This window comes from Roseivirga spongicola (genome assembly GCF_034376045.1).
Taxonomy (GTDB): domain Bacteria; phylum Bacteroidota; class Bacteroidia; order Cytophagales; family Cyclobacteriaceae; genus Roseivirga; species Roseivirga spongicola.
Genome location: NZ_CP139724.1, coordinates 2,521,216 through 2,534,552, shown reverse-complemented (window position 1 = coordinate 2,534,552; position 13,337 = coordinate 2,521,216). Strand labels below are relative to the sequence as shown.

Annotated in this window: 7 protein-coding genes; all 7 read left to right on the top strand. The window is 40.4% G+C overall.

Going from position 1 to position 13,337, the window contains the following annotated elements; all coding sequences use genetic code 11:
* Positions 1–20: 20 nt before the first annotated feature.
* The 7 genes from T7867_RS11315 (at position 21) to sov (ending at position 13,312) form a co-directional block, all read left to right on the top strand.
* Positions 21–1,175: a murein hydrolase activator EnvC family protein gene (locus T7867_RS11315; protein ID WP_322299275.1), complete on the top strand. Its 1,155-nt coding sequence runs from the start codon at positions 21–23 to the stop codon at positions 1,173–1,175.
* Positions 1,176–1,305: 130 nt separating this feature from the next.
* Entirely contained in the window at positions 1,306–1,506 is a 201-nt protein-coding gene (locus T7867_RS11310; protein ID WP_068218733.1) for a Sec-independent protein translocase subunit TatA/TatB, read from the top strand.
* Positions 1,507–1,511: 5 nt separating this feature from the next.
* Positions 1,512–2,933 (top strand): Asp-tRNA(Asn)/Glu-tRNA(Gln) amidotransferase subunit GatA, encoded by a 1,422-nt coding sequence (gatA, locus tag T7867_RS11305; RefSeq protein ID WP_322299274.1) that lies wholly within the window; start codon positions 1,512–1,514, stop codon positions 2,931–2,933.
* Between the two features lie 7 nt (positions 2,934–2,940).
* Entirely contained in the window at positions 2,941–4,281 is a 1,341-nt protein-coding gene (locus T7867_RS11300; RefSeq protein WP_273273535.1) for a lytic transglycosylase domain-containing protein, read from the top strand.
* 85 nt (positions 4,282–4,366) lie between these two features.
* Positions 4,367–5,476 carry a DUF4837 family protein gene (locus T7867_RS11295; protein WP_068218724.1) on the top strand — a complete coding sequence of 370 codons (1,110 nt, stop codon included), beginning with the start codon at positions 4,367–4,369 and terminating at the stop codon, positions 5,474–5,476.
* A gap of 102 nt (positions 5,477–5,578) precedes the next feature.
* Positions 5,579–6,172, top strand: a complete 594-nt coding sequence (gene ruvA / locus T7867_RS11290) for a Holliday junction branch migration protein RuvA (RefSeq protein ID WP_288342646.1) — start codon at positions 5,579–5,581, stop codon at positions 6,170–6,172.
* A 60-nt stretch (positions 6,173–6,232) separates the two neighbouring features.
* Positions 6,233–13,312 (top strand): T9SS outer membrane translocon Sov/SprA, encoded by a 7,080-nt coding sequence (sov, locus tag T7867_RS11285; protein WP_322299273.1) that lies wholly within the window; start codon positions 6,233–6,235, stop codon positions 13,310–13,312.
* Positions 13,313–13,337: the final 25 nt, after the last annotated feature.

Sequence of the window (13,337 nt, the reverse complement as noted above, 5' to 3'; positions counted from 1 at the left end):
TTCTGGTATTCATCTTTTGTTTGGCTACATTCTTTGTTGCGCCTAATTCTTTTGCCCAAAGCGAAAGAGCTAAGCTAGAAAAGCAGAAAGCAGACATCATTAGAAAAATAAAAGAAAACGAAAAGATTCTAAGCCAAACGGCAGCTCAAAGAAACACTTCGTTAGGTAGGTTGAAAGCGCTAAACAATCAGATATCTTCTCGCTCTTCTCTTATTACAGCCATTAACTCAGAAGTAAACATTCTTAACGAAGAAATTGCTGAAAACCAAAGCATTGTAGATGCAATGGAACAAGACCTAAAGGCGCTGAAACAAGAGTATGCTCAAATGATATATGCTACTCAAAAAACTAGTTCAGGCTTCAATCAGCTTACTTTCATCTTTGCTGCTAGCACATTCAATCAACTCTTTATGCGCATGAAGTACATAAAGCAGTATGGTGAAGCAAGGCAAAAACAGGTAAAGCAAATAGAAATCGTTCAGCAAAACTTAACCGATCAGATACTAGAAATAGAAAAGCAGAAAGAGAACAAGCAAGCTTTGTTAAATGATGAGCTTACCGAAAACCAAAAACTACAAGGTTTACAGCTTGAGCAAAGAAGACTAGTAACACAACTGGAGCAGGAAGAAAAACGCATTCGCCAAGAACTTGATAAACAACGGGAGTCTGAACGCGAGCTTACTAATCGAATTGAGGCCATAATTGAGGCCGAAAGAAAAGCTGCCGCTGCGGCTAATATTGACATGACAGCCCTAACCTCGGCCTTTGAAAAGGAAAGAGGAAAACTACCATGGCCTGTGGACGAAGGCTTTGTTTCTTCAAAGTATGGACTCCATGCTCACCCAACACTCAAAAGAGTTCAGATTAACAACAAAGGGATTGATATTCAGACGGGAAGCAATGCAGTGGTCAAAACGGTTTTCCCAGGAAAGGTAAGTGCAATTATGTCTATTCAAGGACAAGGAATTACAGTACTTATTCAACATGGAGAATATTTTACTTCATACTCTAAACTAAAAGCAGTAACCGTTCAAAAAGGACAAGATGTCCGTCCTGGCGATGTTCTTGGCCAAGTATTAACCAATTCCGATAACGTTTCTGAAATGAAGTTTAGAATTTACGGAAAGAAGGGGGCGGTAAACCCAGAAACCTGGTTACAGTCAAAAACCAACTAACCTTAAGTTGTCAAACCGCCACTTGACTAAAAAACTAAGCGCAGAAAACATACAATTGATAAACAAATTGCTTTTGAAAGCTTAAAATGATAGTTTTTGCCTATCTTTGAAAGATTAGAATTTTATACGCATGGAAACAATTTTAGCGATAGGAATGCCGGGAGGACCCGAAATCTTTGTCATCTTATTTATTGTTCTTCTCCTATTTGGAGCTAAGAAGATTCCAGATTTGGCAAGAGGGTTTGGAAAAGGAATTAGAGAGTTCAAAGACGCTACCAAAGAGATTAAGAAAGAGGTAGACGATGCTGGAAAAGAAATCGATAAAGAATAAGGTTAATGAAGGATTATCATCTTTTAGATGAGATTCAGGAAGACCTTAAGCAAAATCGAACAACCTGTGCAGAATTAGTAGATGGCTACCTAGCCAACATAGAGAAAGGAAAACATCTCAACGCATTTGTTGAAGTTTATTCTGAAGAAGCTAAGCACAGAGCAAGAGAAATAGACATTAAAATATCCAATAACACAGCCGGCCCTTTGGCCGGCTTAATTTTTGGAATCAAAGACTTGATCTGTTATAAAAACCACCAGGTAAACGGATCGAGCAATATCCTCTCAGGTTTTGAATCTCAGTTTTCCGCTACAGCAGTCGAAAGATTGCTGGAACAAGATGCTATTGTTATTGGCAGACAAAACTGTGACGAGTTTGGAATGGGTTCTTCAAATGAGAACTCTGCCCACGGCCCAGCGCTGAACCCATTAGACCCAAGCAGAGTTCCAGGTGGCTCATCAGGAGGCTCAGCTGCTGCAGTTGCTGCCAACATGTGTCATATTGCTTTGGGTACAGATACAGGTGGATCTGTGAGGCAACCTGCCGCATTTTGTGGAATAACTGGTCTTAAACCCACTTATTCAAGAATATCCAGATGGGGTTTATTGGCTTATGCCTCCTCATTCGACACAATTGGCATCTTCTCTAAATCTGCTGAAGACAATGCCAGAGTCCTTCAGGTAATTGCTGGAAAAGACGGCAAAGATGCTACCTGCTCAAGCCAGCCTACACCAGAATTTAACACGCCTGTAACAGACAAAAAATTCAGGATTAGCTACTTCAAACAGTTTTTCACTAACGAAGGCATTCAACCAGAAATTAGAGAGGCATACAAATCACTAGTAGAGGAGCTTAGTAATGATGGGCACGAATTAATAGAAGCCGAATTCCCATATGCAGACTACATTCTACCCACTTATTACATTTTAACTACTGCAGAAGCTAGCACAAACCTGTCTCGATATGATGGTGCGCATTACGGCTTAAGAAGCAGCAATACGGAAGACCTTGAGACTATGTATAAGCGCTCTCGTACAGAAGGTTTTGGTGATGAAGTAAGAAGAAGGATTATGCTCGGCACCTTTGTACTTAGTGCCGACTATTACGATGCATACTTTACTACAGCCCAAAAAGTTAGAAAGCTAATTAAGACGGCTACAGAGAACATCTTAACAGACAGCGACTTCATTATTACTCCCACTACACCCACTACAGCTTTCAAACAAAACAGCCACACAAGCCCTTTAGCTATGTATATGGCCGATTTGTTTACAGTTCAGGCGTCAATTTCTGGCATTCCAGCCATTTCTATTCCATGTGGTTCAGATGGTGAGAACTTGCCAATAGGAATGCAAATTATGGCAGGAGCTTTTGAGGAAGAAAAACTTTTTGCATTTTCGAAAATCCTGCAGAACAAAACGCGTTAAGCAGACAATGAGGAAGTGGATATCAGTCGTTTTATTATCAATAATTTCAATTTTCAGTATTGCTCAGGAAGAGCTTCATCCGTATGAGGTATATGATTATGCTCCTGACATTTCTAAAGAACAAACTGAAAAGTTATATAACGAGCTAAACCTAGACATAGACATTGCTTATAACGAGCGAGTTCATGCCTTCATCAACTACTTTACTGTTAGAGATCGTGATTACACGCGAGAAATGCTCAGAAGAAAGGAAGTTTACTTCCCCATTTTTGAGAAGTACCTAGCCAAATACGACTTACCTCAAGAGCTAAAATACCTACCCATTATTGAAGCAGGACTAAACCCGAAAGCGGTTTCGGGCCCTCAAGCCGTAGGCCTGTGGCAATTTATGTCTCCTACCGCAAAGCAATACGGCCTACACATTGACTGGTATATAGATGAGCGAATGGACCCAGAAAAGGCTACCGATGCAGCCTGTAGGTATATTAAATGGCTCTACGGAATGTTTGAAGACTGGAAGCTCACATTGGCTGCTTACAATAGTGGTATTGGTAATGTATGGCGAGCAGAAAGAAGGGCTGGAAAAAAAGGAGACTTTTGGGCTGTATATAATTACCTACCAAGGGAAACAAGGTCTTATGTTCCTCAATTTGCAGCCATCGTTTACGCCATGGAGTATGCCGACATTCATAATATTTATACTACAGAAGAACTCTTACCTCAAGATTATGAGGTAATAAAAACCAATCAGTTCATTTACTTGAAGTCTTTTGCAGAAGAGAGCAACATTGATTTAGATGTTCTAGCGGAACTAAACCCTTCCATCAAAAAAGGCGCTGTTCCTGAAAAAATCAAGAACTTTGAATTGAGAATACCGAAACAAGAAGCTCATAAGTATTATGCCAATGAAAGCAATATTCTCACAAGAGCAGAAGCAGATAAAGTGGAGTTTGAAAAGGTAGCCAAGAATATGCCTGGCAGTACCTTTGGCAAGGAAAAGGTTGTGTACAGAGTGCGAAGTGGCGATGTGCTGGGAACAATTGCCAGAAAACACAATGTAAAGCTCTCCGACCTCCGCGAATGGAACAACATTAGAGGCTCTCTAATTAGGGTTGGGCAAAAGTTAGAAATCTTTATTGGACCCGACTTTTACGATCCATCTTCTGTTACAGTGAAAAACGTTTTGAATCAGCCAATTCCAGATTCCAAGATTCACGTTGTTCAAGTTGGTGACACCCTTTGGGATATTTCTCGTATGTATCAGGGACTGAGCATCGACAGAATTAAGGAGTTGAACAACCTTAGAAGCAATACGCTCAAACCTGGCATGAAGCTCAGAATTGATTAGTAAAATCAATCAACTAAACTTTTAGTAGTTTTTCTTGTTTCTATAATTAGAAATAGTTTCCTTGAATCTAAATAGTACTTAGGTTATGAAAAAAATCGCTTTATATACACTAATAACCCTTTTCATCTTCTCATGCTCGAACAGCAAAGATGGTGCACAAGTTGATGTAGACGGAGACGGAACGGCCAATGCCAAGAAAGAAGCCCACTTACCCGAAGCCTCTGGCGAACCTGGTGAGATTGTTATTGTAATGAACAAAAAGAAGTACGAAGGCGAACTTGGTGAAGCCATAAAAACTGTCTTCAGAGAACCTGTTCCTGGACTCACCAGAACAGAGCCTATGTTCACTATAAGAATCATTGAACCATTTGAGTTTAATCGAATATTTAAACTAGCCAGAAACTTAGTTTATGTGGTTAGTCTTGAGGGCAACTCTGCAGCAGATAAATGGCTGCAAGGCACTTTCAGTGAGTCATCTAAAGAAATGATTCTCAATGACCCAGAGCGATATATGCAAACCTCTGAAAATCAATTTGCCAGAGGCCAGAAAGTTCTTCAGCTTTTCGCTAAAGACGACAAAACACTTATTAACAACCTTCTTGAAAATGCAGATGCTATTCAGAACTATTTCAACATTGCAGAGAAGCAAAGGCTAGCCGATGATTTAAGAATGTCTACGGCTTCTCGAGGCATCGTAAACAGAGTAAACGACCAACTTGGCATTTCTATCAAAATACCTGCAAGCTATGAACTTGCCATTTTAGAAGATGATTTCATGTGGGCTCGCTATTTACCCTCTGTAGGCCCTAGCAAGAACCTATTTGTCTATGTTAAAGACTACAAATCTCAAGAAGAGTTTGAAGAAGAAAACATCATCAAACTTCGTGATGAAATTGGTCAGAAGTACATTTATGGAGACCCTGCCAACCCAGAATCGTACATGATTACGGAAAACAAGTATATGCAGCCTGTTTTCAGAAACATCAACTTCAGAGATAAGTACACCGTAGAAATGCGCGGGGCATGGAAAACCAACAACTTCTCTGTAGGTGGCACCTTTGTAAGCTACACGTTTGTAGATGAACAAAAAGGCAAACTCTACTATATTGAAGGCTTTGTTATTTTCCCTAACGAAGACCACAGAGAGCTAATACGAGAAATGGAGTCTCTACTAACTACATTCAGAACTACCTGACATTAAAACTAGGAATAGGGCAGGGAATTAAGGAATCTTATTAATTTTAGGAATGGCAAGTATTACTTGCCATTTTTGTTTTTTCCTAAAGACTCGCCACATATGTTTGCTTATCTAAAAGGTAAACTTGCTTTTCAAGACCCCACCTTCGTTATTATTGATATTCAAGGTGTTGGCTATGAAGTTAAGGTTTCTCTCAACACTTTTTCTAAAATTAAAGACCGTGAAGACATTCAACTCTTCACTCACTTTCATGTAAAGGAAGATGCGCAAACACTTTTCGGTTTTGCAGATCAACATGAAAAAAACATTTTTCAGCATTTAATTTCTATTTCTGGAGTTGGCCCTTCAACTGGGCTAATGGTGCTTTCTTCTTTAAGCCCAGAAGAGGTTGAAGAAGCCATAATGGGAGAAGATGTACGTACTATTCAGGGTGTTAAAGGCATAGGCGCTAAAACCGCTCAACGCATAATTCTCGAGCTAAAAGATAAAATCGGTAGAGAGTCTGCTTCTGGCGATCTGATTAATATTGGGGCTTCTAGCAGAAACACCATAAGAAACGAAGCACTAGCAGCGTTAGTAACCTTAGGCATTAACAAGGCAGCTGCGCAAAAGAGCATCGAAAAAATAATGAAAGATCGCTCTGGAGAAATAAGTCTGGAAGAATTGATAAAGTTGGCACTCAAAGCAGCCTAAGCTATTTCTTAAGTATTGGTTAACCACACGCGGAAAATATTAGTCATCTTCTTCCTTGGAATGATTGCAAGCAGCATTTCAACGCCTGCCTTTGCTTTATTTCAAACGCAAGACACTACGTCCACAAAGGTCGATACTACTAAGTATGTCCCATCGCCATACCCAATTTACAGACCTAGATACCCATTTGGCGATCCAATTTTCAGAAAGCCATTAAACTCTCCGCTACTTTTCAACAATGCTTCATTCTACAACAGAAATTACGCTGTAGACACAAGCAAGAATATTATTACATCAGAAGAAGTTGGGAGTTCCTTTATTCGGCCACCCGCTTATGTTCCATTTAGCCAAGCACTTCAAAAGCGTATTGAGGCCGATAATCGTGAGTTTTTTAAAGAACGATCTAAAGCCAGAGATGGAGAAAGTGCTGTTGCCAATAGAGGTCGACTCATTCCTCCTATTGCTCTAAACCCTTTCTTCGATAGACTATTTGGAGGAGACCAAATACTAATCAATACCAATGGAACTGTTCTGCTCGATTTTGGTGCACGCTTTCAAAGAGTAGACAACCCTGCCATTCCTATTCGGCAGCAGCGAAACGGTACTTTCGAGTTTGACCAAAACATTCAAATGAGTTTGGATGGCACTATTGGTACCAAAATGAAGATCAATGCCAATTTTGACAACAACAACTCCTTCGATTTTGAAAACGAACTAAAAGTAGATTTCTCTGGCCTTGAATCCGACATTATAAAAACGATGGAGATTGGTAATGTAAGCCTACCAATTGCCAATAGCTTAATAACTGGAGGCCAAAACCTCTTCGGGTTTAAGACTCAGTTACAATTCGGAAGGCTCTATGTAACAGCCCTTGCGGCATCTCAAAGAGGAACCTCAGAATCTATTGAAGTAGAGGGTGGTGTACAAAGGAATGAGTTCGAGATAAGAGCCAGCGATTATGATGAAAACAGACACTTTTTCTTAGGTCATTTTTTCAGAGATAATTATGAAAACTGGCTACGTAGTATTCCATCAGTAATCTCTGGTGTACAAATAAGTAGAATTGAGGTTTACGTGTTGAACCGAAATAATAACACTCAAACGCTGCGAAACTTTGCCGCCTTTATGGATTTAGGTGAAGGCGATGTAATATATAGAGATGGTAATAACTTTGTGGGCAACGGCAACCCTTCCTCCCCTACTAGCAATGGTGCCAATAGTCTGTTCTCTAACCTTCAGAACGACCCTAGTCTGAGACGACCAGATCAGGTAAGTGGAATTTTAGAAAACCAATACAACCTAGAGAATGGTCAGGATTTTGTAAAGGTGACTGGTGCTCGAAAACTCGATCCTTCCGAATATTACTTCAATAGCGCTTTAGGCTTTCTCTCTCTAAGCAGACAGCTACAAAATGATGAAGTGCTAGCCGTTTCTTTCGAGTACAACTACCAAGGCAGAAATTACAAGGTGGGTGAAATGACCGAAGACTATCAAGGAAGAAGTGAAGAAGACATCATTTTCCTAAAGATGCTTCGCCCTAATAAAATCAACACTCAAGTTCCTACCTGGAACCTGATGATGAAGAACATCTATAACCTCAATGCTGCCAACATAGAAAAGCAATCGTTTCAATTAAGGGTCATTTACCGCGATGATAATACGGGAATTGATAACCCTAGTTTGCACGAAGGCCAGAACACCAAAGACATTCCTCTCATAGAAATTATGGGACTGGATAAGCTTAATCAAAATGGCGACCCACAGAAAGACGGTAATTTCGATTATGTAGAAGGCGTAACCATAAATCCTGATAGAGGCTACATGGTATTTCCCTATTTAGAACCCTTTGGCGATAGGCTAGAAGAACAATTCCTAGATTCTGAACAGTTTTTAAAAGACAAATATGTATTCGACACGCTTTACCAAACAACCCGTGCCGATGCTCAGCTAATTTCCAGACTGAATAAATACTTTATTAAAGGAAGCCTGCAGTCTGGCTCTACCAATGAAATAAACCTTAATGCCTTTCAAGTGGCCGAAGGTAGTGTAGTGGTTACCGCAGGTGGTACCAGGCTTGTTGAAGGCTCTGATTACACGGTAGATTACACCATAGGAAAGGTCACCATCATTAACCCATCTATCCTTAATTCAGGAAAAAAGATCCGTGTAACTTATGAAAAGGCAGACCTCTTCAGTTTTCAGGCGAGAAATCTCTTAGGTACACGATTAGATTATGTAGTCAATGACAAAACCAATGTTGGCCTCACCCTCCTACACCTAAATGAAAGGCCTCAACTATCTAGAGTAAACATAGGGAATGAACCTGTGAGCAATACCATGTGGGGCTTAGATTTCAACTATAGTGCAGACTCTCGCTTACTGACAAGAATGGTAGATGCCCTTCCATTTATAGACACTAAAGCACCATCTAAAATAACTATGGGTGGCGAATTTGCCCAGCTCATTCCAGGTACTTCAAACCAAGTAAATGGAACGAGCACCTCATACATAGACGATTTTGAAGCCACAGTAACACCTTTTAGTCTCAGTAATCCTCAAAGTTGGAAACTTGCATCTACCCCGAAAACAGATGACAATAGGTTCGACCTATCCAATCAAACACCAGACAGACTAGGCGCCAACTACAGAAGAGCAAAAATTGCTTGGTACACCATAGACAATGTTTTCTACAGATCTTCTGGCAGAAACAGGCCACAGAATATTACTCCTGAAGACTTAGAAAACCACTATGTGCGCTCTATTGGTCAAACAGAAGTAATAAAACGAGACCCTCAACAAATTGTGGTAAACGAGCCATCGTTTGATATCGCCTACTATCCATCAGAGCGAGGAATGTACAATTACAATCCTGACTTGAACCCAGATGGAACACTACCTGAACCCGAAAAGAACTTTGGAGGAATTGTTAGAGCCATCACCAATGAGGTAGATTTCGACAAGACCAATATTGAGTACATAGAGTTCTGGATGATGGATCCGTTTATAAATAGCTCTAACGGTACACCTCAGAATCCACGAGGCCAAATAGATGATGGCATAAACCCGCCAAAAGCCAATACAACTGGTGGTAAAATGTTCCTCAACCTGGGTAGTATTTCAGAAGACTTAATGAAGGATGAAAGACATGCTTTTGAGCAAGGACTTCCTACAGATGGCTCTACAGACCCTAACGATGTGGTGGTTAACGAATGGGGTTATGTAACCAACCAGCCCTACCTAAATCCAGCTTTCGACAATAGCCAAGGCGCCAGAGAAAATCAAGACGTTGGACTAGACGGACTCAAGTCTACAGACGAAGTCACTTTTTTCACCGATTACCTATCTAGTGTAAATGTTAGTGCAGAGGTTAGAGCTGCGCTAGAAAGTGATCCATCGGGAGATAACTTCCAGTACTATTTAAGCGATGAATTAGATGCTGCTGATGTAAAGATTCTAGCCCGATATAAAAACTTCAACGGCATGGAAGGTAATAGCCCATTATCTACGGGCAATCAAACTTTTACCGCTTCTAACAGCAACCTCCCAGACAATGAAGACCTAAATAGAGATAATACTCTGGCCGACTTAGAGGAATATTACGAGTATGAAATTGATGTTCGACCAAGTCAATTCCAGGTAGGCACCAACAATATTGTAGATAAAGTAACCAATGAAGTAAATGGCGACCAAGTCAGCTGGTACCTTTTCCGTATTCCTGTTAGAAAACCAGACCGCGTACAAGGAAATATCAACGGGTTTAAGTCCATCAGATATGTAAGAACTTACCTCACCGAATTTGAAGAGCCAGTTGTTTTAAGGTTTGTCAATTTCAGAATGGTTGGTAGCCAGTGGAGAACCTTCCAAGAAAGTTTATATGAAAAAGGGCTGTTTGAAATACCTGAACCATCTGACCCCAATTTTACTGTAGGGGTTGTAAACATTGAAGACAATAGTCAGGCAGCAGATGGCAGACCGCCTTATGTGCTCCCTCCAGGCATTCAGCGAGACAGAGACAATACCTCAACTGTTGAACGTAGAAGAAATGAGCAGTCCATTCAACTTTATGTAGATGGACTTAGAGATAGAGATGCTAGAGCGGTATATAAAAACGTAACTATGGACATGGTCAATTATGGAAGAATAAAAATGTTCTTGCATGCAGACAGTCCAGATAATCTTCAACCAGGCGAGGTAACTGCCTTCTTAAGGTTAGGTACCGATTTCACCGAGAACTATTATGAGGTAGAGGTTCCGCTTACCATGACTCAATCAGGCGACATTTCTCCAGAACTCATTTGGCCTGAAGAAAATGAAATAGACATAGCCTTTAGCGATCTCTACGAAGTAAAAGCAGAGCGCAATAGAATGAACGCCAACCTCAACCTACCATATACTGCTACTGTTGGCAAATACAATGTTACTGTTGTAGGTAGGCCAGATATGAGCTCTGTTCAGACATTAATGATTGGGGTTAGAAACCCTAGCTCTCTAGATGCCGAACCAAAAACTTTCTACCTCTGGGCAAATGAACTTAGAGTTACAGACTTTGACTCTAAGTCTGGTTGGGCAGCTAATGCTCGATTAGATGCTCAGCTGGCAGATTTAGGAAATGTTTCTGCTTCATTCTCTCACTCATCAATCGGTTTTGGTGGAATCTCAGATAAGGTTTCGGAAAGAAACAGAGAAAAAATGACTGCCTATGATATTTCTACCAGCGTAGCACTACACAAGTTTTTCCCAGAAGACTGGGGCTTAGAAATCCCAGCGTTCTACAGTGTGGAACACGCTCGATCAGTCCCTCAGTTCGATCCTTTAGACCCAGATTTACCGTTAGAAGATGTTTTGAATTCTTTCGATGATGAAGGAGAACGAGATGACTATTTTGACAAGGTGGTTGATGTATCTAAAAGAAGGAGCTTTAACTTTTCAAACGTACGAAAAAGGAGGACTGGAGAAGGAGGCCTTAACTTACCTTGGGCCATAGAAAACTTTAGCTTCACCTATGCTTATAATGAGATAGACCGAAGCAATATCAATACTGCCGAATACGCCTACAGAAATTACAGAGGCGCTATTAATTACAGTTATAACCCTGCCCCACTGAATATAGCTCCTTTTAAAAATGCTGAATTTCTGAACTCCAAATGGCTTCAGCTAATCCAAGACATCAACTTCAACCCGATCCCTACCTCCATAACAGTCAATGGCGATGTAAACAGAAGTTTTCTAAAGACACAGTTGCGCAATGCAGATTTGGGCACTGATGGAATTGATCCGTATTACGAAAAGTCTTTCACCTTCGACAGAAGATATGCAGTTAATTGGGACCTAACAGAAAGGCTCACTTTAGATTACACAGCTACGGTAAACGCCATTGTTGACGAACCTGAGGGTGATATTAATACCGATGTAAAACGAGACTCTATATGGAACAACTTTAAAAAATTCGGCCGAATTAAAAACTATACCCATAGTATAACTGCTGGTTATACCCTGCCATTCGATAAACTGCCAGCTACAGACTGGATTAGCTCTGACGTTGATTATACCACCACATTTAATTGGATAGCTGGAGCTATAGGCCAGCGAGACACACTTGGAAATACAGCCAGAAATAATAGAAAGTATGGGGTAACAGGTAAGCTAGACTTAGTGAAGCTTTACAATAACATCGGTGTACTTAAGAAAATTAACACACCAACCAGAAGCAGAACCAGGCCTGGCTCAAACGCTGCTGCGGCAGACTCAACGCAAAGAAAGAGTATATCTGAAATACCGTTCTGGAAAGGCTTCTTAAGAGCCCTTATGTCGCTTAGAAGTGTCAACTTTAATTATGCCCGAACAGAAGGCACCATTTTACCGGGATACATGCCAGACGTCTATCTCTTCGGGTTAGACAAAGGATTTGAAAACCCAGGCCTTGGCTTTGTTTTAGGCTCACAAGACAACAGTATAAGAAACAGATTGGCGAATAACAGCCTATACGCTCCAAGCGAATTCCTCACCTCACCTTTTCAACAAAATAGAACTACTACCTATGGCTTCGATGCTGTAGTAGAGCCATTCCAAGACTTCAGAATTAATGTAAACGGACGCAAAAACTACACAGATAATTATCAAGAAATATTCCGAAACGATGCCGATAATCCCGGTTTTGTCAGCATTAACCCAAATAGAACTGGTACTTATGGCATCTCATTCATGATGATTAAAACAGCCTTTGAGAAAGATAATGAAGATAACACCTCTCCTCTTTTTGAAAATTTTGAAAATTACAGAAGCGCCTTAAAGCAAAGGCTTGACGGCCTAAATGAAAACGGGGAATACGATATTAACTCTCAAGAAGTTGTAATTCCCGCGTTCATAGCTGCATATACGGGCAAAAATCCAGAAAGTGTAAACCTAAGTCCATTCCCTAAACTACCTATTCCTAACTGGAGCATTAATTATAACGGTCTTTCTAAACTTCCGGGCATTAGCGATGTATTCAGCACTTTCTCAATAAGCCATGCTTATGCTAGCCAATATGATGTCAGTAATTTCGTAAACTCGCCTCTTTACACAACAGGCCTAACGCTAGATTATAGCTTAAGAGATGCTGGCCTGGCCTCTCAATTCAATGAAAACGGAGATTTAGTTCCTGTCTATTTAGCCCAACAAGTAGTAATGACAGAAAGAATGGCTCCATTTATAGGAATGAATATGAGAACAAAAGGCAACTGGACGCTTAGGCTAGATTACAATAGAGAAAGAAACCTAGGACTTAACCTATCCAATATTCAAATCACTGAAAGGCAAAAGAAAGATTTTGTTCTAAATATTGGCTTCGCTAAATCTGGAGTTCAAATACCGTTCAGAATAAATGGCCGAAGAGAGTCTCTTCCAAATGAACTCAGGTTCAACATGGGACTCACCATTTCAGACACCAAGGTTGTTCAACGTAGAATCGATGAAGATCCTATCATAACAGATGGTATAATGACCTTCAGGCTCAATCCAACAGTAGATTACAAGATTAGCGAAGCCCTGCTAGTAACCCTGTATTTCGACCGAAGCGTTAACGACCCACGAGTATCTACTAGCTTCCTAAATGCACGAACTACATTTGGTGGAAGAATTCAATTCAGTTTGTCACAATAAAGTCTGCAATTCTCATTAAAGCATG